The following is a 23,122-nucleotide window of genomic DNA, read 5'->3' on the forward strand; positions in this document are numbered from 1 at the left end:
GGGGTTTGAGCGGTGGCCAAGAAGAAGCGCGGCGGCGCCCATGGCGGTCACGGCTGGTTCGTGACCTTCGCCGATCTGATGGCGCTCCTGATGAGCTTCTTCGTCATGATCGCCGCCTACTCGACGCAGGATCAGAAGAAGCTTCAGGTCGTCGCCGGCTCGATGCGTGACGCCTTCGGCGTGAACAAGGAGTCGAAATTCGCCGGCATCCTCGAAAGCGAGGGCATTCCGACGGCGGACAAGTTCAAGCACCTGCGCGACGTGCCGCCCGAGCGCGCCACCGACCGCACGACGCCGCCGCAGACCGACAGCGGCCTCGATGACGGCATTCCCGACCGCGGCTATCCCGACGCATTCGGGCAGGCCGCCGCCTCCCTGCGGCAGGCGATGCAGGACATGCCCGAGGTGGCGGAACTCTCGAAGAACGTCATCATCGCGCCGACCCGTAAGGGGCTCGACGTGTCGATCGTCGATCAGGACGGGCGTTCGATGTTCCCGGAAGGGTCGAGCCGCCCCAACGACCGCACCCGCCGTCTGCTGGAGCGCTTGGCGCCGACGCTGATGAAGCTGCCGAACCGCATCGCGATCACCGGCTTCACCGCGACCGCCCGCCCCGGCACCCGCGACACCGCTCCGCCCTGGGAGCTCTCGGCCAACCGCGCGCTGAGCGTGCGCGACGTTCTGGCCAATGCTGGCCTGCCCGACGACCGCTTCGCCTCGGTCACGGGCAAGGCGGATACGGAGCCGATGTTTCCCGACAATCCCTACCTCGCGGCCAACCGGCGGGTGACGGTGACGCTCCTCTCCGAGCCGCCGCCGACGCCAAACGGCAAGACAATGCCCTGAGGTCCGCTGCCCTGACGGCTATTTGGCGACCAACAGCGCCCAGTAAACCTTGTACTTGGAGCCCGGCGCGTAGGCCGTGGCGATGCCCATGCGCTTGGCTTCCGGCGCGAGCATGACCGCACGGTGCGGAGGGCTGTCGCGCCACCCCGAAAAGGCTTCCGCGAGGGTGTGGTAGCCCGCCGAAAGGTTGGCATCGGCACCGTCATAGCCCAGGCGCGTCACCGCGGCTCGCACCGTCTGGCTCTTGCTCGGCCGATCGGAGGCGGCCATGGCGGCGGCCTCGGTCTCGGCCAGCCGCTGCAATTCGGGGTCGACGACGAGCGGCGCGATCCCATTGTTGCGACGATAGGCCGAGATCATGTCCCGGGCCGCCACCGTGTCGACGGTGCTGCTGCCGGTCGTCAGCGGCAGATACAGGGTCGGTACGCCGCTCGCCTCGGGCGTGATCCGCCCCGCACAACCCTGGAGCAGGGCTGCGAGGGCGAGCACCGCTGGGGCGGCGAGAAAGGTCCGGCGTCCGAGCACGAAAGCAGTTTTCCCGTAAGCAGACGGTTGAGGTGGGCCCTGCTCGCGGGAAACTCAAGTGTATCGCCGCCGTCGACCCCGATTTCCCCAGGGGCGGCTTCGGACTTGCGCCGTTCTACCCGTGCCGTCGCAGGTTTCCGTCCTGAGACGCGTTTCCTGACCGTCGGGCCGGTTCGCGCGGGTCGCCCGACGACGCTTCGTCGGCTACGGCCGAGACCTTCTCCTCGCTCTCCCCTCGCGCGGCCGCCGGGGGCGCAATGATGTGCGCCGCCGGGCTGCCGACCGCGTGCGCGATCTGACCGAGCGCGTCGCGCACCGGTTCCAGACCCTGAACGGTGATGAAGCTCGAAGCGGGACCCATTGGCGGGATGAACTCGGCGTCGGCGAGCGTCTTGAACACCGAGAAGTTCAAGTCGCTCTGCACCTTCTGGCTCAGGTTGACGTCGACCACCATGGCGATCAGCTCGAACTCCAGGAAGGGATCGCCGATCTTCTTGAACACCACCCGCGGCGCCGGCTCCTTGAGCACGTCCGGGTGCGCCTTGGCGCAGGCGACCATCATCTCCGCTGCCTCGACCGGATCCTTGCTGCGCAGCACGCTGACCGAGATGATGACCCGTCCGGTCCGGTCGCCGCGCACGCGGTTCTTGACGATACCGGAGATCAGGTTCGAGTTCGGCACGATCACGGCGGAGCGGTCGAAGGTCTGGATCTCCGTGGAGCGCACCGAGATCCGCTTCACGATGCCCTCGCTGTCGCCGATCAGTACCTGATCGCCGACGCGGATCGGGCGCTCCCACAGCAGCAGCAGGCCCGAGACGAAGTTGTTGACGATCGATTGCAGGCCGAAACCGATACCGACGGAGAGGGCACCGGCGACGATGGTCAGCTTCTCGAGACTGAGGCCCAGATAGGAGAAGGCCAGCGCCAGGGCGAGGAGGAAGCCGACATAGCCGGCCACCGTCGAGATCGAGTTGCGCAGGCCCGCATCGAGGTCAGTCGCCGGCAGGTAGGTGTTCTCGAGCCAGCGCTGAATGCCGCGGGTGATGAACACGCCGAGCACCAGGATGCTGACGCCGAAGGCGATTGCCGAGAGGGAGATCGTGACGTCGCCGACCTTGAAGCCGAAGAAGGCCGTGCGAACCGACGAGAAGATATCGGTCGAATCGAGCCCCCAGGGAGCCAGCGCCAGAAGCGCGGCGACCGCGATCAGCAGGACGCGGGCGAAGCCTGTCGTCAATACCGCGATCTGATTGAGCGAGCGCTTACGCAGGCCGGTATTGGCCTGGAGCGTCGTGGCGATGCGGGTGTCTTCGCAGAGCGAGCCGCCGATCAGCACATCGGCGCTGACGACCAGCAGCCAAAGCAGCACGAGGATGCTGGCGGTCCAGATCAACTGATCGACGAGGAAGGCCGAGAAGGCGACGTAGCCGACGAGCGGCGCAACCGCGATTACGGCGACCGCGACCCAGCCGAGCAGCCGCAGCGGCCCACCGATGCTGGACGAGGTCTCGGTGCCGACATAGGGGCCGAAGCACTCTTCCTCCTTCTCCGCCGTATCGGCGAAGCGGTGGAGGCCGATCGCGAGCAGCAAGGCCGCCGTGATGGCGCCGATACCGCGGGTGGCGATCGAGATCGGCAGCGCGGCGTAGATCGCCGAGTTGAGGGCCTCGGTCGATTTCGACACCGTGATGACGACGGCGATGCTGACGGCGAGCGCGGTGATGCGCCACGCGGCGGCATCGGAGACCGGTGCCGGACGCCAAGCCGGCTTGTTCACGGCGAGGAGGGCGTCGGCCGTCGCCTCGACGAAGGCGATGAAGGCGATGCCGCCCAGAATGGTGCTGGCGACCGGCAGGAAGCGGGCCGGCAGCAACTCGGTCACGTCGAGGGCGTAGTAGACCGCATAGCTTCCCGCCAGGGCCGGCAAGGTCCCGAGCAGGAGCACGCGCCATGCGCCGAGAAGCTTGGCGCGCCTCGACGGCGCGGTGAGGTTGATGTCCCGGCGCCCCAGGGCCGGCGCGATGTTGCGGCGACCGAAATACAGGGCAAAGGACAGGCCGAGGGCGAGGCCGAGGATCAGCAGGTTCCACAGGCTGCCGTTTCGGCGGAACAGGGAGACAGTTTCGTCGAAGCCGCTCTTCAGCGAGCTGATGTCGCGCGGGATGTCGGCGCCGACCCGCATCCAGAGATCGGGGGTCAACAGCGACGAGCTGCGCTCGAACAGGCCGCGGGTGAAGGCGGCACGGCGGCGGTTCGAGATCTGATCGACGATCTGGTCGCTCTGCACCAGCAGCGATTTGGCCAGGCGCTGCGTGCCGTCGATGTCGTTGACCGCCTGCTCGCGCTCGGTGCGCTCGCGGGCGACCTCCTCGCCTTCCTCCCCTTCCTTCGGCTTCGGTCCGATCTGGGTGAGACGCTCGCGGGCGGCCTCCAGGCGGGGGCCCAGCAGATCGATCATGGACCGCAGCCGGTCGGCGAGCGGGTCGAGACCGTCGCGGGCACGGATCAGGTCGCCCGCGCCGACATTCGGACCGGTGATCGCCTTCTCGCGCGCTTCGAGATCGTCCTTGATGGTATCGAGCCGGTCCCTGAGGGTTTGCAGCGCCTCCGACACGGGGGCTTTGGGCGCGGCCGGCTTGGCGGCCGGCGCGGCCTGTTCGTTGGCCGGAGCCGGCTGTCCGTTCGCCGGGGCCGGCGCGGCGTTCTGCTGTTTCGCAGCCGGTGCCTGAGCGGCCGGCGGACTCCCCTGCCCCGACGCCACGTTCGGCAGGACGGCGGTCGCGGCCAAGGTCGCGATCAGGGCCGTGCTGAGAGTCCTGTGGCGGAAGCGGGTGAGAAGCGAGCGTCGTAGCATCGTCATCCTTCGCGGGAGGAGCGGGTCGCGTCGGGTCCACGGGCCCTGAGCAGCCGGGCCGCCACGGGTGCGAATGCCCACGCAACGACGGCCCCAGGCGAACCGGATCGAGAGATTCTGTCTTGTTGCCCCTGAGCTAGGGCCTGAGCCCGGCTTGCCGAGGGGATGCGCAGCGAAACTTTTTGCAATGCACAATAGTCGTCCGCGCGGTTTCTTCCGGCGGTGTCTGCCCGCGCAATGGGGCAAAAGCGTGCGGCCAAGGAAGGCGAAAGCCGATTTGCAAGGAAAATCGGCGGCCGCGACGCCAGGGACGGCTCGCTCGCCTTCACAAGCTTGTCACGCTGATATTACACTAAGCCGCGATGGACTTGGCCATATCCTCACGCAGCGAGGAGGCGGCGCTGATCGTCCGCCCTGCCACGCTTCGGTTCGAACCGGCACGACTCGCCGGTCGGGGGAGCTGTCGGCGTCGAGGTCCATCCAGCTTCCTTTATCTCCGCCCACCCCTCGGAGCGCGTCGCGCCTCGCCTGCGGGTTTGGTGCGAGAGAGTGCGACGGATCGGAGACCCGCGGCCGTGCCGGGGCGCCATGCCCTTCAGCACGGTTCCGCGGTGTCTCAGAGGGCGCTCCTCGGGGTGCCCCTTGAGCTCCGACTGTCGCGGGTGCGGCATGGCCCTTCGGACCTCCAGCGTCCAAGGCCGAGGCGCCCGCGGGGCGCCGTCACGAGCAGTGAGTGGCGTCGATGATCGATCTGCAAACCCTGGTGCTCAACGCGGATTACCGGCCGCTCTCCTACAATCCGCTCTCGTTGTGGTCCTGGAAGGACGCCTTCACGGCCCTGTTTCTCGACCGTGTCACCCTGGTCGCGAACTACGACATCGAGGCCCATAGCCCGAGCCGGTCACTCAAGGTGCCGAGCGTGGTCGCCCTCAAGAGCTATGTGGCGCTGGCCCGCAGCCCGGCCTTCACGCGCTACAACATCTATCTGCGCGACACCTTCACCTGCCAGTATTGCGGCCTGCGTCTGCCCTCTGGCGGTCTGACCTTCGACCACGTCGTGCCCCGCTCCCGTGGGGGCCTCTCCACCTGGGAAAACGTCGTGGCAGCCTGTTCGCCGTGCAATCTGCGCAAGGCCAACCGCACGCCGGACGAGGCGGAGATGCCGCTTCTCAACGAGCCGCACCGCCCGACGCGCCATGAGCTCCACCGCCGCCAGCCGGAATTCGACCACCGCCAGTACCATCACACCTGGCTCGACTATCTCTACTGGGACAGCGAGCTCGACAGTTAGACCATCGTTCCGAATGGTGGTTGCCGACTTTCGGAATAAGGAGATGCTTCTGGCTGTTTCAGCGGAGCGGCTGCGGCGGCTCGTTGAACATCGGTTGGTTGGTCGGCCGCGGCAGGTAGGCCCGCACCACAAATCGTTCGACCGGCGGTGGCGCACGAAAGCGCGGGCGCGGATCGCGGTAGGGGATCTCGGGCGGGAGGGCCGTCACTGCCGGGCCGGGTCGCGCGCGCCTGTCGACTTCGCCGGCCTCTGCCTGCGGAAGCGTCGCGAAACCAGCCAGGGTCGCGGCTGCGAGCGGAAGCAGGTGACGCATGGACAGGCCCCCGTGTTCGATCGCCTCAGAACTTGATGGCGGCACCACCGCGAACGGTATTGATGTTCACCTTGTGCCCATCGAAATCGTCAAAGAGCACGTATTGATACTCGCCGCGCAGAAGAAAATTCGACGTAATCGCGTACTCGATACCGCCACCCAGCGCGACGCCAGCGACCGCTTTGCTTTTGGGCTTCGCAGGGAGTTGATAGAAGCCATCGGGGACTGACTTGTTCGGATCTTGAGGCGCGCCTGGATCGAAGGCAGTGTTTCCGTTCGCGTATCCGTGGTGGGTGACCGGAGTACCGGACCTCGGATTGGCCTGATAGGCTGCAGCCGCGGTCGCGTCGTAGCCGTAATTTTGAACTTCCGGTTGGTCCAGAATGGTGGCGCGGCCGATCGCCAGACCTGCCGTGACGAATGGCAGGAAGCTCCCAAAGGCGTAGCCAGCTCGGCCGCGGATGGTTCCGTAATCCTCAAGTTCAGTCTTCGAGAATCCGCGCAGATTCACGATGTCGAACATGTTGGCTTTTGTCGTGTAAAAGCGACTGATTTCGTTGTAGGAAATCCCGGACTTATTGAAGCTTGTATAATCAACCTCAAGGCCAAATACGGCGTCATCAAATTGGACGTTGTAGCCGGCATAGGCACCATAGGTTGTGCTATGGACCCGCCGGGATGAAAAGGTCAGCAGGGAAGAAACGCCAAATTCGGCTTCAATGTCGCGAGCACGAAAGTATTCGCGATATGGATTGCCGAAAACGTTCGTGAACCCCATAGACGCAGTCGAATAGCCCCCGTGTCCGCCGACATAGAAACCGCTCCAATCGATCAACGGAGCCGGCGCGAGGTAGTCATCGTCGGCGCCGCGCAGCACGCCGTAGTCGAGATCGGCAGCGAAAGCGGGCGAAATCAGAACGGAAGCCAGAACAGCCAGGGTCGCGATGCGCATCGTCGTCGTCCTCACGCACCGGGCCGTCGCGGCTCCGGGCTGACCCTTTCGTACTAACTCGGTAACCTTAATATTTTGTACCAAACCAACATTGGATGACGTCCCGAGATGACGGGTAAGCCGGTCCGGACCACGGAACGCCCATGATCGGTCCCAATGGGATCGTGCAGGGTGGCCTCCCGAAGGCCCGCCGGCGCCGTGTCGCTCGCGGATTGCTCGCGAAGGCTCGAAACGGCAGCGGCGCCCGGATCTGACCCCGGACGCCGCCTGTCGATGAGAAGCAGGGTTGGTCGGCTCAGTTGCCGAAGTTCCGCGCCGCAGATGGGAGGAGGCCGTCGGCGAAGCGATAGCGCAGGCCGACCCTGAACTCGTTGGCTGCCAGATCCTTCACGCGGGTCAGGCCGCCATACTCGTCGAGCCCGCTGCGAATCTTGCCAAGATTGATGTAGCGATAGGCGGCATCGAGGCTGAAGCCGGCACCGATATCGTAGGAGACACCGGCGGTCAGGGCCCAGGCGAAGGTCGTGACCGAGTGGTTGGCGCGGAAGGCGGCGTCGCGCGGGCCGGTGCCGGCGGCCCCGTCGCAGCCATCGATCAGGCAGGTCGTCTGCGTGTAGTTGCGGCTCATGCGCTTGTCGGCGAAGCCGACGCCGGCGCCGACATAGGGCGTGAAGCCGTACCACGTCCCGATATCGGCATAGACGTTGACGAGGCCGGTCAGCACGTCGACCTTGCCCGCCTCAAGGTTGTAGCCGGTCTGGAACACCGAGCGCGAGGAATAGCCGCGGAAGGACGAGGCGCCGCGCTGGTCGATCGTGGTATCGACGCGCAGCCAGGGATTGATCTGATAGCCGACACCGCCGCCGTAGCCGGCTTCCGAGCTCAGCCGCAATCCGACCAGCGGCGGCATGGCGGGGTCGCTCGGATCGGGAATGGCGTCGTCGCGCGGATGCTCGTACCAGCTCTGGGTGAAGTCGCCCCGAAGATACCAGCCGCTGCCGATGGCGACCGGTTCGGCCAGAGCGGGCGGCGGCGGAAGCAGATCCGCAGCCGAGGCGCTTCCGGGTAGCGCGCACGTGCCGGTCAGGACCCCGAGGAGCGTGCCGGTCGCGAGCGTGGCCGCCAGCGCCAGACGATGCGATGCAATCATGGGAAGCCTCGTCGGAGGGTGCGGTAGGAGGATCCGCGCCTCGATTGTCTGGAACTCTCGCTGACAAAAGTTATGATTGGCTTAACCTTAACCCGGGGCGGAGCCTCAAAGCTTGAAACAAGAACGGCGCGGGATGATTCCGCGCCGTACAAGTGTCGATTGAAAGTCGCTGTAATCAGTATTTGCGAACCAGCGGCGGGGGCGGCGCATAGTCGACTGCGGCGACGGCGACCGGGGCACCGAACATGTAGCGAAGGCCGACCTTGACGTCGTGCGCCTCAAGCTCCTTCACTCGATAGACCGTCTTCGGGCAGTCCAGAGTGCATGTGACGACGCCGGTCGTGGCCTCGCCCATGTTGAGGTAGCGGTAAGCGGCCTCAAAACGGACGTTCTGCGTCACGGCGTAGCCGAGACCGGCATGGAGCGCCCAGGCAAAGTTCGTCCGCTCGTTGTGACGGCCGATCCCGTAGCCGCCCTCGTAGGCGCCGAAGCCCTTGTCGGTCACGCCGCCGAAGCTGTGATGGGCAACGCCGACGCCGGCGCCGATGAACGGCGTCACGCCGTACCACGTGCCGAGATCGACGTAGCCGTTGGCGAGGCCGACGATGGAATCGAACTTGCCGCTGGTAACGTTGTAGCCGCCGGAACCGCCGAAAGTCTTGTCCTCGGCGACGAACGTCCACTTGCTGCGGAAGCGGTACTCACCGGTCGCATCGACGCGGAGCCAGGGATTGATCTGGTAGCCGAGACCGCCGCCGACGAAGTACTGGTTCGACACCTTGTCCTGGATGACGGCGTAGTCGTACGGCTTCGGCGGGTGTGAAACGTCTTCGGCAATGCTCTTGCGCAGGTCGAGCGAGCCGTAACCGCCATCGACGCGCAGGTACCAGCCGCCGGCGAACACCTCCGGTTCCGGCAGCGGCGCGGGCATGGGGGGCGGTGGCGGCAGCAGGTCGGCAGCCTGTGCCAAGCAGGGCACCCCGACGCCCGCGAGGAGCGTGAGAGAGCGCGCCAGTGCGGGAATTCTGGAGCGGCGGCGCATTAAGATATCCTTCACCCGTCGAGCGCGCCGAAAGGTCAGGCCGGCTCGAGATGCGAGTGCAAGGATGGTCTATGAAAGTTAAGCCGCGCTTAACGTAAAAAATTAGTCTTGTCGATCCGTTTCCTGGACCGTCATAGCCGAGAGAAACTCAGTACCATCGCCGATTGTGCCGCACGGTGGATCATCACCGCTCGGGCCGGTCCCGCCTTGCGAGGGGCCGCCCTGATCGCTCTCTGCCGGGAGGCAGTCCGTCGTCGAGTCGAGGAAAGCCCCCGAACATTGTCCGCCCGTTCTGCTCGGTGACGTTGTCCCGGGTCACCGCTTCGCTGATGCGCGCGATGACGATGCGGGATCGCCCCGAAGCGATCGAACGGAAACGAGGTCAGGCCGCCGCGCGGGTCACGGCGTCGACCACCTCGTCCACCACCTCGGCGACGAGGTCATGGTCGTCGCCCTCGGCCATCACGCGGATGACGGGTTCCGTGCCCGAGGGACGGATCACGAGGCGGCCCGACTGGCCGAGACGGTCCTTGGCATGGGCGATGGCCGTCACCACCGAATCCGCGCGCAGCGGCTCGCCGGAGCGGAAGCGGACGTTCTTGAGGATCTGCGGAAGCGGCTCAAAGCAGTGGCAGACTTCGCTCACCGGCAGGTTGCGGCGCTTGACGACGCTGAGGAGCTGTAGGGCGGCCACCAAGCCGTCGCCCGTGGTCGCGTAATCCGACATGATGATGTGGCCGGATTGCTCGCCGCCGAGATTGTAGCCGTGCTCGCGCATGTGTTCGAGCACGTAGCGGTCGCCGACGGCTGTGCGGGCGAGCGTCAGGCCGAGCCCGTTGATGAAGCGTTCGAGGCCGAGATTCGACATGATGGTGGCGACGAGGCCCGGCTGTGTGAGCCGCTCGTCCTCTTTCCACGAGCGGGCCACGGCCGCCATGAGCTGGTCGCCATCGACCTTCTGGCCCTTCTCGTCGACGATGAGCACCCGGTCGGCGTCACCGTCGAGGGCGATGCCGACATCGGCGCGCAGCTCGCGCACCTTCTGTACGAGGGCTTCCGGCGCGGTCGAGCCGACATCCTGGTTGATATTGAAGCCGTCCGGCTCGACGCCGATGGCGATCACCTCGGCGCCCAGCTCCCAGAGCGTCTCCGGGGCGACACGGTAGGCGGCGCCATTGGCGCAGTCCACGACGACGCGCAGGCCGTCGAGGGTGACGTGGCGGGGCAGCGTGCGCTTGGCGAACTCGATGTAGCGGGCATGCACGCTCTCGATCCGCTTGGCTCGGCCGAGGTCGCGCGACCCGGCGAGGCGGCGGCGCATGTCGCCGTCGATCAGGCTCTCGATCTCAAGCTCCAACTCGTCGTTGAGCTTGAACCCGTCGGGCCCGAACAGCTTGATGCCGTTGTCCTCGAACGGGTTGTGCGAGGCCGAGATCATTACGCCGATATCGGCGCGCATGGAGCGGGTCAGCATGGCGACGGCGGGAGTCGGCATCGGACCCAGCAGCAGCACGTCCATGCCGACCGAAGTGAAGCCGGCCACCAGCGCGGTCTCGATCATGTAGCCCGAGAGCCGGGTATCCTTGCCGATCACGACGCGATGGCGATGGTCGCCGCGCTGGAAGATCAGGCCCGCGGCCTGCCCGACCTTGAGGGCGAGTTCCGGCGTGATGACGCCGTTGGCCCGGCCGCGGATGCCGTCGGTTCCGAAGTGTTTGCGCAACGTCGCTTCTCCGCGCTCGGCGTGGCTCGCAGACGGCCACCTTACCAGATCATGCCCCCGGCCGGCGGAGCGGATCGCGGGCGTGGTGAATCGGTTGCTCCGCGACAAAGGCGGTCGAAATGGGGCGGTCGAGCCTGTTCGACCGGCGTCATCGAAGAAGTTGCGGGACCGATGCGACGAGCAGGGCGATGCCCGAAGCGGTGAGGAGCCCGAGGACGAGCCTGCGGAATGCCGCTTCACTCAATCCGACATAGATGCGGGCGCCGACGACCGCGGGAACGAGCATGGCCGGGAGCACCAGCCCGATCATCGGCAGCATGGTGCGGGTGATGAGCCCTGAGGCGACGTAGACCAGCAGGGTGACCGCGAGCATCGACAGGTTGAAGTTCTGGATGACGGCGCGCTGGACGTCCCGCTCGTAGCCGCGGAGCGTGCACCAGAGCGTCGGCAGCGTACCCGTGAACCCGCCGAGACCGCCGAGGAAGCCGCCGCCGAGGCCGATGGCCGCGTCGGCGATCCGGCCGCCGACGGTGATCCGCGGGAGGTCCTTCGACAGGAGCATCGCCGGGCACCACAGGACGAGCACGGCCCCGAGGAGGGCCTTGAACCAGTGCAGGTCGAGATGCGGCAACAGGAAGGCCCCGAGCGGCACCCCGGCGAGGCCGCCGAGGACGAAGGGGGCCAGCAGGCCGAAGGCGAAGCCTCTGCGCACGGTGAAGGCGGCGACGACCTGGCCTGCCAGGGCGCCGGTGACCGCCAGCGCCGCCGCAAGCTGCGGATCGATCACCCACACCCAGATCGACATGGCCACGAGGCCGAAGGCGAAGCCGGACAGGCCCTGGACGAAGCCGGCGATCGCTGCGCCGAGAGCGACGATCACGATGACCGAACTCGGCATGGCCGGCCGTTCTGTCCAACTCAGAGGGGTGGGGTGCGAGTCGCGGACATGAAAAGGGGCGCCTCTCGGCGCCCCTCCCCTACCCGTCTTCGGAGGTCAGCCCTGCGGCTGCGGGCTCGGTTCCAGCCCACCGTCGCTGCCGCGGGGACGGCCGCGCCCGGTCGAGGGCACCGGGGAGCCGCGCGCGGGCGTCGGCGGCACGTCGCCCGAGTCGCGCACCGGCGGCTCGCCCTGGAGCAGCTTGCGGATCTCCTCGCCCGAGAGGGTCTCGTATTCGAGCAGGCCCTGCGCCAGCGCTTCGAGGTCATCCTTGTGCTCGGCGAGGATGCGGCGGGCCTCCTCCAGGCCGGCTTCGACGAGGCGGCGCACCTCGGCGTCGATCTTCTGGGCGGTGGCCTCCGAGACCGTCTGCTGACGGCCCATCGACATGCCGAGGAAGACCTCGTCGTTGTTGTCGCCGTAGGCCACGGTGCCGAGTTCCGGCGAAAAGCCCCAGCGGGTGACCATCATCTTGGCCAGCCGCGTCGCCTGCTCGATGTCGGACTGGGCCCCCGAAGTCACCTTGTCCTTGCCGAAGATCATTTCCTCGGCGATGCGCCCGCCCATCATGATCGCCAGACGGGAGGTCATTTGCTCGAACGACATCGACAGCTTGTCGCGCTCGGGCAACTGCATGACCATGCCCAGCGCACGGCCGCGGGGGATGATCGTCGCCTTGTGAACCGGATCGGTGGCCGGGACGTTCAGGGCGACGATGGCGTGGCCACCCTCGTGATAGGCGGTGAGCCGCTTCTCGTCCTCAGTCATGACCAGGGTACGCCGCTCGGCGCCCATCATCACCTTGTCCTTGGCGTCCTCAAACTCATGCATCGTCACGATGCGCTTTCCGCGTCGCGCGGCGAGGAGAGCGGATTCGTTGACGAGGTTCATCAGGTCGGCGCCCGAGAAGCCGGGGGTGCCGCGGGCGATGGTCTTGAGATCGACGTCGGGCGCCAGAGGGACCTTGCGGACGTGGACGCGCAGGATGCGCTCGCGGCCGGTGACGTCCGGGTTCGGCACCATGATCTGACGGTCGAAGCGGCCGGGACGCAGCAGCGCCGGGTCGAGCACGTCGGGACGGTTGGTCGCCGCGATGATGATGACGCCTTCGTTGGCCTCGAAGCCATCCATCTCCACGAGGAGCTGGTTCAGCGTCTGCTCACGCTCGTCGTTGCCGCCGCCGAGACCGGCGCCGCGGTGACGACCGACCGCATCGATCTCGTCGATGAAGATGATGCAGGGCGCGTTCTTCTTGGCCTGCTCGAACATGTCGCGCACGCGCGAAGCGCCGACGCCGACGAACATCTCGACGAAGTCGGAGCCCGAGATCGTGAAGAAGGGCACGTTGGCCTCACCCGCAACCGCGCGTGCGATCAGGGTCTTACCTGTGCCGGGCGGGCCGACGAGCAGCACGCCGCGCGGGATGCGGCCGCCGAGGCGCTGGAACTTCTGCGGGTCGCGCAGGAACTCAACGATCTCCTGCAGATCCTCTTTGGCCTCCTCGACGCCGGCGACATCCTCGAAGGAGACGCGGCCGTGCGCCTCGTTTAGGAGCTTGGCCTTCGACTTTCCGAAGCCCATGGCGCGGCCCGCGCCAGATTGCATCTGGCGCGAGAGGAAGATCCAGGCGCCGATGAACACGAGGATCGGCAGCCAACTCACGAGCAGCTGGATGAACCAGGGCGTGTTGTCGGAGGGCGGACGCGCAGTGATCTGCACGCCCTTGGCCTGCAGCTTCGAGACGAGGCTCGGATCGTTCGGGAGGTAGCTGGAGAAGTTGCCGCCGCCCACGTAGGTGCCGCTGACATCCTGACCCGAGATCGTGACGGACTGGATCTTGCCGGCATCGGCGTCGTTCAGGAGCTGGCTGTAGGCGATCTCGCTGCCGCCGCCGCGGTGACCCGGGTTCTGGAACAGGGTCACAAGGGCGAGCACCAGCAGGAAGATGACGACCCACAGGGCGAAATTGCGGAAATTCGGGTTCATCGATCGGTCCTGGGAGGCGTGCGAGCGTCGTCCCGCAAGGTCGCGGCATACCCCACGCGCTCGAAGCCAATGTAGGCGGCCCCCCCTCGCTTGCCAAGTAAATCGGACGCGCCTGCGGCGAGGGTGACCGCGTAGCGTTAGCGCCCCACCCCGCCTGCCCTGCGCGGGGGCGCTGCGGCGAGACGGATCATCCCCTCGTCGTCTGCTTCGATCAGGGTGCCGCGAAGGGTGCGGCGCAGCGCCCTCCCCTCGGCGAGCGCCGGCAACAGGGCTTCGAGAACGAGGGCTTCGAGCCGTTCGAGGCGCTTCGGGACCGTCGACCCGTGATCCGGCACGACCCTGTCGAGAGCGGCATCGAGCACGCGCATCACGATCGCCTCCGGTTCCCGGCGCAGGCGATGGCCGTCGAGGCGCAGCGTCCCTTCCTCCCTGCCCGCGATCTCCGACAAGACCGCGAGGGCGCGCTGCCCGAGCGCGGCATCGTCCCGCGCGGCGCGGACGGCAAGCCGGCCAAGGCGAGCCGCGTTCAGGCCCTCCCCCGCCAGAAGCGGCAGGAGGGTGCGCAGCCGGGCTCGGGTGAACCGCGCATCGGCGTTGGACGGATCGCGTAGAAAGGGGAGACGGTGGGCCTCGCAATAGGCCACGAGGTCGACTTTCGGGATGTCGAGGAAGGGCCGCGCCAGCCGGATGTTCGGTGCGAGCGCACGCTCGCGGCGCATGCCGGCGAGACCGGAGGGGCCGCTGCCGGCGATGAGCCGCATCAGGACGGTCTCGGCCTGATCATCGAGCGTGTGGGCGGTGAGAACGTGAGCGGCGCCGATTCGCGCAGCGTGGTCCTTGAGGAGGCGGTACCGGGCCTCGCGTGCGGCAGCCTGGATACCGCTGTCGCGGCGCGGCGTGTCCCATGTCAGGATCGTGTGCACGAGGCCGAGATCCGCCGCGAGGCGCCCGACACCGGCCGCTTCCTCGCACGAACCCGCGCGCAGGGCGTGATCGACGGTGGCGACATGGACGCGCGCGCCGCCCGAGCGGGCCGCGTGCATCAGTGCGGTGGAATCCGGCCCGCCGGAGACGGCAAGCAGCAGCGGAGACGTCGCCGTGTCGAGGAACGGGACGAGGGCGCGGGCGAGCCGTTCGTCGAGGGACGCTCTCGCTTCCGATTCCTGCATCGTCTTCTTCCGAAAGCCGATGGCGACCTCTCGGAACGAGGTGCTCGCCGCGTCGTTCAGGCGGTGCAGCGGGCGCGCTTCTGCTCCCGCTCGACGCCTTGGCGCACGCCGGCACCCGCCCCCGGAAACTTCCGCTCGACCTCGGCCAGCGTGGCGCAGGCCTGCGCCTTGGCACCGAGGGCATGCAGGGAGGTGCCGAGCTTTAGCATGGCCTCGGGGGCGACGGGCGAGTTGGCGTAATCGGTCGAGACCTTCAGGAACTGCTCGGCGGCCTCGCGGGTGCGGTTGCGCTGGAGGTAGCTCTCGCCGAGCCAGTAGGTCGCCTTCGGCACCAGCCGGTCACGAGGATGGGACTGGATGAACTGGCGCAGGCTCATCTCGGCCTGCTCGTACTGGCGTTCGCGGATCAGGGCATAGGCCGCCTCGAAATCGGCCTGCGCGTCGCCGCTGCCGGTGGCGGCGATGCTCGCACTGGCGCCGGGCGCCTCGACCGGCCCGATCGAGCCGGTGCGCGCGGGCGGAGGCGAGAGATCGACCGGCCCGCCGAAGCCGGGCGGCGGCAGATCCATGTCGTCGGCCGCTCCGGCCTCTGCCTCCGCCACTGTTGGAGGAACGGAGCGGCGCAGGGGCGTTTCGGCCTCGGCGATGGCGCCGGTCGGCAGCGGCAGCGAGGGCTGCGTCGTCCCGAGCGGCTTCGGCGCCCCCGGCGCATTCGGGTTCTGCTCAGGGTCGAAGGCGTCGCTGCGCTTGCCCGGCCGAGCTTCGCCGGGATTGGTGCCGTAGGGGGAGGCGGAGGGCGGCGAGGCGGCGGGAGCCGGTGCCTTGCGGGCCGGGGCGGCGGTGCTCCCCTTCCCTTCCTGGAAGCGGAACTCGACATCCTCCTGGAACTTCCGAAGCTGTTCCTTGAGCTGCCGGTTCTCATACTGAAGTGTTTCGATCTGCCCGGAGAGTTGCCGAGAGACGTTCTCGAGTCGGTTGAGGCGCACCACGAGCTCGGAGGCGTCCTGCGCCTGCGCCGCGCACAACGCAGCCGATGAGATCGAGAGGCCGAGTCCGAGAGTCAGGAGGGGGCGGCGGAACATGGCGGCTGGCACCGATCGGTCTTCTGGCTCGCGGCCATCGTGGTGCGACCCCCGATTCCCGTCTCCGGGCGTTCGGCGAGGCACGCTCACCCGTTAACAGAAGGCCCGGTCGGCCGCAAAACCGGGCCTCGACTCGTGTCAGGATCCGGCGCCGCCGTCGAGGACGCTGACGGAGCGGCGGTTCTGCGACCAGCAGGAGATGTCGTTGCACACGGCCACCGGACGCTCCTTGCCGTAGGAGACGGTCCGCATCCGCGAGGCCGAGATGCCGCGGGAGGCGAGATAGTCCTGAACCGTCTGCGCGCGGCGGGCACCCAGCGAGTAGTTGTACTCGCGCGTGCCGCGCTCGTCGGCGTGCCCCTCGATGAGGAAGCTGTAGCGCGGGTAGCGCTGGAGCCACGACGCCTGCTTGTCGAGGGTGGCGGTGGCGGTCGGCGTCAGATCCGTCGAATCGGATTCAAAGAACACCCGGTCACCGACATTCACGACGAAGTCCTGGGCGCTGCCGGGGCGCGCGACGCCGCCCGCACCGCCTGCGCCGAAGCCGGAGGCGTCGGCGAGATCGCTGTCCTTGCTGCAGGCGCCGAGCCCGAGCGCGGCGCAGAGCGCCAGCGTCAGGGAAAGCCCACGAATGCGCGCGGGTGTCGACATCGTCTGTCTCCTCACGGCCGAGCCGTGCCGGTTGTCCTATCCGATGCCGTCTCGATCGAATGGCGATCGGGACCGGCGCCGAGTTGCTGCTTGGATGAGACCTCGATCACCGCACGCGCACTTGCGCCGGCTGAGAGCCTTCTCGTTCCAGATGGTGTAGCGGCCGATGGTTAAGTGTCTCTCACGGATGCGATCGTGCTGCTGTCTGCCCGCGAGACGGGGAGAGCCGTGACCGGTTCAAGCTCGACCGCACCGCGATGCCCCTGTTCAGCCGAAAAATGGGGCGCGCCGTGGGCGCAGGCCTCAGGCGCGCTGCATTGCCGAGCCATGTTGCGACGCGGCAACAGGGGGAGGCTCAAGCGGCACGCAGGGTTGCGATGGCCTTCCGCGCGTGGCGGGCGGCGTGAACCGCGGTTCCGAGTGGGGTCGCAATCTCGGCGCCGCTAAGGCAGGCCTGCTCCAGGGCGGCACAGGCCTCCGACAGGTCATGGAAGGAAAGGCCGCCGCTCGACGAGACGAGGTTGTGCGCGTCCTGAGCCAGCCGCGACGGCTCGGTGGCTGGCGGATCGAGGCGCGCCGCGATTTCGCGATCGAGCACTTCGAGCAGTTCCATAAGGCGGGAATGGCCGAACAGTGCCTCCAGCTCGGCCAAGCTGTCGGCGTCGAAGACGGTTGCCCGGGCAGGGTCGGGCTGCGGCGCGGCGGGCGGGATCATTCCATTGCTCAGCTTTGCGAAAGATTGCTATGCGGCTGTCGAGTTAACGAAGCATTAACCGTTCAACCGCGTGATGAAGTCCATCCCGAAATTGGATAAGGACCATGTCGTCAGTCACGACCGTGCTCATCGTCGAGGACAATTACCTGTTGTTGGAGATGCTGACGCGGCTGTGCGAGCGGGAGGGCATGCGCGTGCTGGCGGCCTCCAGCGGCGAGGCCGCGCTGACGGCCTTGCGGGACGGGGGCGAGTCGATCGACTGGCTGTTCACCGACATCGGTCTGCCGGGCCTCGTCGACGGCTGGGCGGTCGCCAGCGCTTATCGGGAGCGTCATCCGCAGCGGCCGATCGTCTATGCCTCCTCGGCGGTGCAGATCGAGGGCCGGACGGTTCGCGGCAGCCTCTATCTCCGCAAGCCGTTCGAAACGCGGGCGATTGTGGAGCTTGCCAGCATCATGGCCGCGCGCGCCGGCGAGGGTCGAGGCGTTCTTGCTCGCTGATGGGCCGGGCGCTGCGGCATCCTACGCCGCCACGGCGAACAGTGCGCGGATATCCGACTCTGCCTCCCATGTATCGAGGCGCACACAGCTGAGATCCTCCGGCCGGTGTCGGGCGTAGAGAGCGAAGCTCTCGGCGACGAAGTCGGGCAGATCGAGAAGGCGCGGCGCGGCGCGGCGCCCGTCACCCTTGAACAAGGTAGAGCCCGGCACGCCGTAACGCTCGGCGATGCCCGGTAGAACCGGCCAGACCGGCTCGGCCGCGAGGGTGTCGGGGGCGTAGGCGGCAACCGGGAGATCGAGCGGGGCGCAGCCTGCCTCGCGGGCAAGGCGCCGGGCCAGGTCGCCGAGCACGTGAAGCCTGGGGTGGTTGATGACGTGCATGAACACCCCGTCGCGGCTCCACCGGGCGAATTCTCGATCGAGGCCGAAGCCGACATCACGCGCCGTGCGCAGCAGGTAGGCCGCGCTCGAGTGCCACAGATCGAAGTAGCCGAGCCGTTCGAAGATGGTGCCGGTGTAGAGCCGCAGGGTCGCCTCGACGCTCAGCCCCCGACGGAAGCCCTGAAGCGCGATCGCCGAGTGATACGGCCCGATCGGCGAGGCGACGAGCCGCGACAGCCGCAGGCTCGCCTCGTCCCCGACGTGAACGAGATCGGGATGGAAGCCGGAGAACAGGATCGTCGGGAACAGCCGCAGGCCGGGTACGCGCTCGGCGAGGTCGTGGACGTTGCCACCGGCAACGAAGCCGACCGGGAAGAACTGCGAGAAGACATGGTCGGCGTCCGCCAGATGGCGCGCGAGCCGGTCGATATGCCCGAAGCGGCGGCCCAGACCCGCGATCAGGATCGTCTCCACTGCCGCCCCCGGCAGGAGCAGGCGCAGGGCCTGCGCGATCCCGGTGGCTTGGCAATTGCCGATCACCGCGATGCGGGGGCGGCCCGCCGATGCCCGCCACGGTCTCGCCCAGGATCGCGGGGAGAAGGAGCGCAAAGCGGCGGCCTGGACGGCCGGGACGAGCGGCTTGAAAAGGGCGGGGAGCGGGGCCAAGCGGCGCGCGGCCTCTCGCGGGCGGGCGTGCAGGAGTCGGATCAGGCGATGAACCCTTACCGCGATCTACCGGCCGAGCGGTTCTGGCGCAAGGCGGTGGCGGGCGTGCCGCCCTTCGCCATCGATCCGGGCCCGCGCGACAGCTTCCGCATCGCGCGTACCGACCGGGTCGCGACCGCCGGCTCCTGTTTCGCGCAGCGCGTGTCGCAGGCGCTCGCGCGCGGCGGATTCCGCTACCACGTCACCGAGACCGCGCCGGAGGGAATGGGAGAGGCGGAAGCGTCGGCGCGCCAGTACGGCACCTTCTCGGCGCGCTACGGCAATCTCTACGGCCCCCGCCAATTCGTGCAGTTGTTCGACCGGGCCTTCGGCGTCTTCGAGCCGGAATTGAAGGCGTGGCGGCGGGAGGACGGGCGCTTCGTCGATCCGTTCCGCCCGACGATCGAGCCCGACGGCTTTGCCGACGAGGCCGCGGTAATCGAAGCCCGCGATCACCATCTCGCTCAGGTGCGTACGCTCTTCGAGAGCCTTGACGTGTTGGTCGTGACGCTCGGCCTCACCGAGGGCTGGCGCTGCCGGACCGACGGGGCGGCACTCTCGCTCGCGCCGGGTGTCGCCGGCGGGCAATTCGATCCGGACGAGGTCGCCTTCGTCAACGCGAGCACCGCGGAGGTGATCGCCGACGTCTCGGGCTTTCTCGACCGCCTCTGGAACGTGAACCCGGCGGCGCGCGTCATCCTCACGGTCTCGCCGGTACCGCTGATCGCGACCTATCGCGACCAGCATGTGCTCGTTGCGAACGCCCACTCGAAGGCGGTCCTGCGTGCCGCAGCCGGCGAAGTGTGCGAGCGCGGCGATCCGCGCCTCGTCTACTTCCCCTCCTACGAGATCATCACCGGCCACACCAACGGCGGGCGCTACTACGAGGAGGACCAGCGCAGCATCGCCGAGGCCGGCGTCGCCCACGTGATGCGCAGCTTCATGGCGAGTTTCTCGCCCGAATCGGTCGAGAGGCGGGAGCCGCCGTCTCGTGTCAGCGAGGCGGAGTTCGCCGGCACGGCGGGCGTCGTCTGCGACGAGGAGACGATCGAGCGCAGCCTCGCCTGACCGAGGCGCGGATGCGCCGTCTTGACGGGATCCGGTCCGAGGCGGCGCTACTTGAGATGGGCGAAGTAGACGTCGCCGGCGGCCCGTTTCAGTTCAGCCCCTGCATCGCGGCCGATCGCATCGGCCTCCGCGGTCAAACCTTCACGGTGGACGGCCCAGTGGCGGCTGCCATCCGGCAGGAAGAGCAGACCATCGAGGATGATGCGATCACCCTCGACCTGCGCGAGCGCGGCGATGGGCGTGCGGCAGGAGCCGTCGAGCTCGGCCAGCAGCCCGCGCTCCGCATCGAGCGCCGTCGTCGTGGTGGCGCAGGCTACCGGCGCCAGCAACGCCCGAATCGCTTCGTCCCCGGACCGGCACTCGATTCCGAGCGCCCCCTGCGCCACGGCCGGCAGCATTTCCTCCACGGGGAGGATGCTGCGCGCGACCTCCGTCATCCCGAGCCGCTGGAGGCCGGCGAGCGCCAACAGCGTGGCGTCGCATTCCCCGGCTTCGAGCTTGCGCAGTCGGGTATTGGCGTTGCCGCGAAGGGGCACGATGGTGAGATCGGGCCGGTGCATTAGCACCTGAGCGCCCCGCCGCAGCGATGACGTGCCGACGCGGGCACCGGGCGGCAGTTCGGTAAGGCCGTTGGCCGCGCCCGCGCTGAGGAAAGCATCGCGCGGGTCATCCCGCTCCAGGATGCAGGCGATCGCGAGCCCGTCGGGCAGCCAAGTCTCCACATCCTTCATGGAGTGGACGGCGACATCGATCGTGTCGGCGAAGAGCGCCTGCTCCAGTTCCTTGGTGAACAATCCCTTGCCGCCGATCTCGGAGAGCGGCCGGTCGAGCACCCGATCGGCCACCGTCGAGACGACGACGATCTCCGTCTCCAGCCCCGGATGGGCGGCGACGATCCGATCGCGGACCATGCCGGTCTGTGCGAGCGCCATCGGGCTGCCGCGGGTTCCGATTCTCAGTGGTCGCGAGAGAGTCATGCTCGCGCTGTACCCGAGACGGCGACGCCCGTCACGCGTCGGCGCACATCCCCGTCCGCGTTGGATCGAGAGCCGTGCGCGACGCTTTGTCGGAAAACTTTTCGATGGGGGCTGGACAGGCCGCCCGCCCATTGCTAATTCGCCGCCATCGCACGGGACTGGTGGCCCGGCGGTCCAGCCTCTCCAAAAGAGGCTGCGGGCGCATAGCTCAGTTGGTAGAGCAGCTGACTCTTAATCAGCGGGTCCTAGGTTCGAACCCTAGTGCGCCCACCAATCAAATACCTGGAATGACAGAGTTCTCCCCGAGGCGCCCATGTGGCGCCTTTGTCGTTTCCGGGCCTTGGTCGGGGACCGCTCCGATGGCCTTCACCCACATGTCCGGTTCGTCTTCCTCGCGCATGCGCTCGCCTTTGATGCGCGACTGCGGCGGATCGGCCGGCCATCGGCTCCCCCTCCCTTGGGTGCCCGCCTTTCCACGCCATGTCGTCCGTCTCGCAACGGAGGCGCACAGATGGATCGTCAGCGCGACCGCGACGCAAAGGGAAGAGCTGATCGAAGATGCCCGGAGCAGACCGGCGGGGCGAGCCGAAGGAGCGATCGGGCACGGTGCGGACACAGTCCCGGCCGGTCAGGCCCCCCTCGCGAGTTCCGTCGTGATGTGTTTCACCGAGGGCGTCACCAGCGCCACGAACTGCGCCTCACGCAGGCGGCGGAACGGCTCGGATCCTTCGCGATAGCCGCGGGCACCGAACTGGAGCATGGCGGCCTGCGCCGCCTCCAGCGCAAGGAACGACACGTCGAGGCGAAGCCGCAGGGTGTCGAGGAAGGTGGCGCGGTCGGTCTCGGCATGACGCTTGACGTCTGCCGCGACCCGCTCGTGTAACGCGTCGGCGCGGGCCTCGATGGTCTCAAACCCGAGCGGCAGGAACCGACCGTCGTGGCGGCCGCGGGCATCCTCGCGCATCAGGCGGGCGACGCCGCGGGCGAGCCCCAGCCCCATTCCGGTCTGGAGCAGGACGAAGCCGTTGCGGATGCGCGGCACAAAGGCGCCCGCGTCGTGGGCGATCACGTCGGCGTCCGGGAGGTATGCGTCGCGCACCATCACGGTGACGGTGCCGGTTCCTTCGAGGGCGACGAAGCGGGCGTTGGCGGAGATCGCGACAGCCTCGCTGCCAGCCTCGAACAAGCCCATCACCCGCCGCCCGTCGGGCAGCGAGAAGATGCCGGCGAAACGGTGGCCGGGAGCGAGGTTCGAGACCCAGGGCAGGCGCCCGCGCACCCGGTAGCCCGCGCCCTCGCGCTCACCGCGGAGCGCCAGCGGTTCGATGCCGGAAAACGCCTTCATCGGGTTCGACAGCCCGGTGCCGCCGAGCCCCGCGCCGTCGGTGAGGGCGGCGAGGTGGCGGCGCGCGCCCGGTTCCTCGGAGCGGGCGAGGTACCAGACCAGCGCAGCCTGGCACCACATGCAGAAGGCGGTGGAGAGGCAGGCCTCGCCCGCTTGCGCCATCGCATCGATCGCCGCGAGCAGGCCTGCGGGCGAACCGTCGATATGGTGGGCGTAGGCCCCGGCCGCCCCGAGCGCCCGCAGCACGTCGTCCGGGTAGGCCCCGGCATCGATCGCCGCGAGGCGGGGGCGCAGGTCCTCGCGCACGATGTCCGCGACCGTTCGAGGCGAGGGCGCGATGCGGGCGGATGCCACCATGGCGGAGTCAGGCCCGGGCGAGAGTGACGGAGACCGGGTTCTGCACGGTGTTGAGCACCGGCGACCATTGCGCGGCATGGGCCACGAGGGCGTCGAGCTCGTCCGGGCTCGCGCCGTCGATGTCGAGATGGGCTTTCAGCCGGACGGCGGTGAGCCCGACCGGCTTCTCCGAGAGGTCGCCCGTGCCCCAGACCGAGGTGATGTTGATGTCGCCCTCCGATTCGATCGTGATGCCGCGCACGGTCCAGCCGCGGGCGACCGCATTGGCCTGGAGCCCGACCGCGACGCAGGTGCCGAGCGCGGCGAGCAGCGCCTCGGTCGGGTTCGGTGCGGTGTCGTCGCCGAGAAGCGCGGGCGGCTCGTCGACGATGTGGGCGTCGAGGTTGCGGACGTAGTTGAGATGGCGGAAGCGGCGCCCCTCGGCGATGGTTTTCGCCCGCACGGTCTTCACCACGGACGGATCGGCGCGGCCCCTCTCGGACAGTGCCTGGAGCTTGTCGCGGTCGATCGTTTCGAAGGTCTGAACGATCTCACGGGCGGTAGCGGACAT

General features: G+C 68.0%; 21 protein-coding genes, 1 tRNA gene and 1 pseudogene. 5 read left to right on the plus strand and 18 right to left on the minus strand.

What is annotated here, in order from left to right:
* Nucleotides 1-12 precede the first annotated feature (12 nt).
* Nucleotides 13-846 (plus strand): flagellar motor protein MotB, encoded by an 834-nt coding sequence (locus LPC10_RS24540; RefSeq protein ID WP_231344858.1) that lies wholly within the window; start codon nucleotides 13-15, stop codon nucleotides 844-846.
* 18 nt (nucleotides 847-864) lie between these two features.
* Here the strand turns inward: LPC10_RS24540 and LPC10_RS24545 are convergent, their stop codons facing one another.
* Both LPC10_RS24545 and LPC10_RS24550 read right to left on the minus strand, forming a co-directional pair.
* Nucleotides 865-1,371 (minus strand): CAP domain-containing protein, encoded by a 507-nt coding sequence (locus LPC10_RS24545; protein WP_231344859.1) that lies wholly within the window; start codon nucleotides 1,369-1,371, stop codon nucleotides 865-867.
* 115 nt (nucleotides 1,372-1,486) lie between these two features.
* Nucleotides 1,487-4,228: a DUF3772 domain-containing protein gene (locus tag LPC10_RS24550; RefSeq protein WP_231344860.1), complete on the minus strand. Its 2,742-nt coding sequence runs from the start codon at nucleotides 4,226-4,228 to the stop codon at nucleotides 1,487-1,489.
* 742 nt (nucleotides 4,229-4,970) lie between these two features.
* On the opposite strand from LPC10_RS24550, the gene LPC10_RS24555 reads away from it, so the two are divergent.
* Nucleotides 4,971-5,519 carry an HNH endonuclease gene (locus LPC10_RS24555; RefSeq protein ID WP_012457067.1) on the plus strand — a complete coding sequence of 183 codons (549 nt, stop codon included), beginning with the start codon at nucleotides 4,971-4,973 and terminating at the stop codon, nucleotides 5,517-5,519.
* Nucleotides 5,520-5,577: 58 nt separating this feature from the next.
* On the opposite strand, the gene LPC10_RS24560 is transcribed toward LPC10_RS24555, so the two are convergent.
* From LPC10_RS24560 to LPC10_RS24610, 11 genes are all read right to left on the minus strand, one after another.
* Complete coding sequence (locus tag LPC10_RS24560; RefSeq protein ID WP_133088845.1) at nucleotides 5,578-5,832, minus strand: hypothetical protein; 255 nt, start codon at nucleotides 5,830-5,832, stop codon at nucleotides 5,578-5,580.
* Between the two features lie 25 nt (nucleotides 5,833-5,857).
* The gene (locus tag LPC10_RS24565) at nucleotides 5,858-6,784 is read right to left on the minus strand and encodes an outer membrane protein (RefSeq protein WP_231344861.1); all 927 of its coding nucleotides are present in this window, start codon (nucleotides 6,782-6,784) and stop codon (nucleotides 5,858-5,860) included.
* A 295-nt stretch (nucleotides 6,785-7,079) separates the two neighbouring features.
* The gene (locus LPC10_RS24570) at nucleotides 7,080-7,934 is read right to left on the minus strand and encodes an outer membrane protein (RefSeq protein WP_231344862.1); all 855 of its coding nucleotides are present in this window, start codon (nucleotides 7,932-7,934) and stop codon (nucleotides 7,080-7,082) included.
* 175 nt (nucleotides 7,935-8,109) lie between these two features.
* Nucleotides 8,110-8,976: an outer membrane protein gene (locus LPC10_RS24575; protein WP_231344864.1), complete on the minus strand. Its 867-nt coding sequence runs from the start codon at nucleotides 8,974-8,976 to the stop codon at nucleotides 8,110-8,112.
* A 382-nt stretch (nucleotides 8,977-9,358) separates the two neighbouring features.
* On the minus strand, nucleotides 9,359-10,699 hold the full coding sequence (gene glmM / locus LPC10_RS24580) for a phosphoglucosamine mutase (protein ID WP_231344867.1): 1,341 nt from the start codon (nucleotides 10,697-10,699) through the stop codon (nucleotides 9,359-9,361).
* A gap of 148 nt (nucleotides 10,700-10,847) precedes the next feature.
* Nucleotides 10,848-11,597 carry a sulfite exporter TauE/SafE family protein gene (locus LPC10_RS24585; RefSeq protein WP_231344869.1) on the minus strand — a complete coding sequence of 250 codons (750 nt, stop codon included), beginning with the start codon at nucleotides 11,595-11,597 and terminating at the stop codon, nucleotides 10,848-10,850.
* Nucleotides 11,598-11,693: 96 nt separating this feature from the next.
* A complete protein-coding gene (gene ftsH, locus LPC10_RS24590; RefSeq protein WP_231344871.1) occupies nucleotides 11,694-13,622 on the minus strand; it encodes an ATP-dependent zinc metalloprotease FtsH in 1,929 nt (642 codons plus the stop codon).
* Nucleotides 13,623-13,759: 137 nt separating this feature from the next.
* The gene (tilS, locus tag LPC10_RS24595) at nucleotides 13,760-14,791 is read right to left on the minus strand and encodes a tRNA lysidine(34) synthetase TilS (protein WP_231344872.1); all 1,032 of its coding nucleotides are present in this window, start codon (nucleotides 14,789-14,791) and stop codon (nucleotides 13,760-13,762) included.
* Nucleotides 14,792-14,847: 56 nt separating this feature from the next.
* A complete protein-coding gene (ybgF, locus tag LPC10_RS24600) occupies nucleotides 14,848-15,873 on the minus strand; it encodes a tol-pal system protein YbgF (protein ID WP_231344873.1) in 1,026 nt (341 codons plus the stop codon).
* A gap of 138 nt (nucleotides 15,874-16,011) precedes the next feature.
* Nucleotides 16,012-16,524 (minus strand): peptidoglycan-associated lipoprotein Pal, encoded by a 513-nt coding sequence (pal, locus tag LPC10_RS24605; RefSeq protein WP_231344874.1) that lies wholly within the window; start codon nucleotides 16,522-16,524, stop codon nucleotides 16,012-16,014.
* Between the two features lie 355 nt (nucleotides 16,525-16,879).
* Complete coding sequence (locus LPC10_RS24610) at nucleotides 16,880-17,239, minus strand: Hpt domain-containing protein (RefSeq protein WP_231344875.1); 360 nt, start codon at nucleotides 17,237-17,239, stop codon at nucleotides 16,880-16,882.
* A gap of 104 nt (nucleotides 17,240-17,343) precedes the next feature.
* On the opposite strand from LPC10_RS24610, the gene LPC10_RS24615 reads away from it, so the two are divergent.
* Complete coding sequence (locus tag LPC10_RS24615; protein ID WP_231344876.1) at nucleotides 17,344-17,739, plus strand: response regulator; 396 nt, start codon at nucleotides 17,344-17,346, stop codon at nucleotides 17,737-17,739.
* Between the two features lie 21 nt (nucleotides 17,740-17,760).
* On the opposite strand, the gene LPC10_RS24620 is transcribed toward LPC10_RS24615, so the two are convergent.
* Nucleotides 17,761-18,786, minus strand: a complete 1,026-nt coding sequence (locus tag LPC10_RS24620) for a WcbI family polysaccharide biosynthesis putative acetyltransferase (RefSeq protein WP_231344877.1) — start codon at nucleotides 18,784-18,786, stop codon at nucleotides 17,761-17,763.
* A gap of 48 nt (nucleotides 18,787-18,834) precedes the next feature.
* On the opposite strand from LPC10_RS24620, the gene LPC10_RS24625 reads away from it, so the two are divergent.
* Nucleotides 18,835-19,893 (plus strand): GSCFA domain-containing protein, encoded by a 1,059-nt coding sequence (locus tag LPC10_RS24625; protein ID WP_231344879.1) that lies wholly within the window; start codon nucleotides 18,835-18,837, stop codon nucleotides 19,891-19,893.
* Between the two features lie 47 nt (nucleotides 19,894-19,940).
* Here LPC10_RS24625 and hemC read toward each other — a convergent pair whose 3' ends face one another.
* A complete protein-coding gene (gene hemC, locus LPC10_RS24630; RefSeq protein WP_231344880.1) occupies nucleotides 19,941-20,870 on the minus strand; it encodes a hydroxymethylbilane synthase in 930 nt (309 codons plus the stop codon).
* Nucleotides 20,871-21,067: 197 nt separating this feature from the next.
* On the opposite strand from hemC, the gene LPC10_RS24635 reads away from it, so the two are divergent.
* Nucleotides 21,068-21,143: transfer RNA gene (locus tag LPC10_RS24635), tRNA-Lys, on the plus strand.
* A 402-nt stretch (nucleotides 21,144-21,545) separates the two neighbouring features.
* On the opposite strand, the gene LPC10_RS25740 is transcribed toward LPC10_RS24635, so the two are convergent.
* The 3 genes and pseudogenes from LPC10_RS25740 to LPC10_RS24645 form a co-directional block, all read right to left on the minus strand.
* A complete protein-coding gene (locus LPC10_RS25740; RefSeq protein ID WP_370644747.1) occupies nucleotides 21,546-21,824 on the minus strand; it encodes a phage DNA packaging protein J in 279 nt (92 codons plus the stop codon).
* A gap of 535 nt (nucleotides 21,825-22,359) precedes the next feature.
* A pseudogene (locus LPC10_RS25745) lies at nucleotides 22,360-22,650 on the minus strand (hypothetical protein); the annotation flags it as partial.
* Nucleotides 22,580-23,122, minus strand: coding sequence for an OsmC family protein (locus LPC10_RS24645; RefSeq protein ID WP_231344883.1), 543 nt, complete (start codon nucleotides 23,120-23,122; stop codon nucleotides 22,580-22,582). The pseudogene LPC10_RS25745 and the gene LPC10_RS24645, both read right to left, overlap by 71 nt.

It is taken from the genome of Methylorubrum sp. B1-46, from assembly GCF_021117295.1.
GTDB lineage: Bacteria > Pseudomonadota > Alphaproteobacteria > Rhizobiales > Beijerinckiaceae > Methylobacterium.

Bases quoted from the DNA above. Each gene is read 5' to 3' on its own strand.
- LPC10_RS24585 (WP_231344869.1), bottom strand. From the start codon at position 11,597: ATGCCGAGTTCGGTCATCGTGATCGTCGCTCTCGGCGCAGCGATCGCC.
- LPC10_RS24575 (WP_231344864.1), bottom strand. From the start codon at position 8,976: ATGCGCCGCCGCTCCAGAATTCCCGCACTGGCGCGCTCTCTCACGCTC.
- LPC10_RS24625 (WP_231344879.1), top strand. From the start codon at position 18,835: ATGAACCCTTACCGCGATCTACCGGCCGAGCGGTTCTGGCGCAAGGCG.
- ftsH (WP_231344871.1), bottom strand. From the start codon at position 13,622: ATGAACCCGAATTTCCGCAATTTCGCCCTGTGGGTCGTCATCTTCCTG.
- LPC10_RS24610 (WP_231344875.1), bottom strand. From the start codon at position 17,239: ATGATCCCGCCCGCCGCGCCGCAGCCCGACCCTGCCCGGGCAACCGTC.
- pal (WP_231344874.1), bottom strand. From the start codon at position 16,524: ATGTCGACACCCGCGCGCATTCGTGGGCTTTCCCTGACGCTGGCGCTC.
- LPC10_RS24570 (WP_231344862.1), bottom strand. From the start codon at position 7,934: ATGATTGCATCGCATCGTCTGGCGCTGGCGGCCACGCTCGCGACCGGC.
- LPC10_RS24615 (WP_231344876.1), top strand. From the start codon at position 17,344: ATGTCGTCAGTCACGACCGTGCTCATCGTCGAGGACAATTACCTGTTG.
- LPC10_RS25740 (WP_370644747.1), bottom strand. From the start codon at position 21,824: ATGCCCGCGGCCGCCACGACGGTCGGTTCCTGCCGCTCGGGTTTGAGA.
- LPC10_RS24645 (WP_231344883.1), bottom strand. From the start codon at position 23,122: ATGTCCGCTACCGCCCGTGAGATCGTTCAGACCTTCGAAACGATCGAC.
- LPC10_RS24550 (WP_231344860.1), bottom strand. From the start codon at position 4,228: ATGCTACGACGCTCGCTTCTCACCCGCTTCCGCCACAGGACTCTCAGC.
- tilS (WP_231344872.1), bottom strand. From the start codon at position 14,791: ATGCAGGAATCGGAAGCGAGAGCGTCCCTCGACGAACGGCTCGCCCGC.
- LPC10_RS24560 (WP_133088845.1), bottom strand. From the start codon at position 5,832: ATGCGTCACCTGCTTCCGCTCGCAGCCGCGACCCTGGCTGGTTTCGCG.
- LPC10_RS24565 (WP_231344861.1), bottom strand. From the start codon at position 6,784: ATGCGCATCGCGACCCTGGCTGTTCTGGCTTCCGTTCTGATTTCGCCC.
- hemC (WP_231344880.1), bottom strand. From the start codon at position 20,870: ATGACTCTCTCGCGACCACTGAGAATCGGAACCCGCGGCAGCCCGATG.
- LPC10_RS24555 (WP_012457067.1), top strand. From the start codon at position 4,971: ATGATCGATCTGCAAACCCTGGTGCTCAACGCGGATTACCGGCCGCTC.
- ybgF (WP_231344873.1), bottom strand. From the start codon at position 15,873: ATGTTCCGCCGCCCCCTCCTGACTCTCGGACTCGGCCTCTCGATCTCA.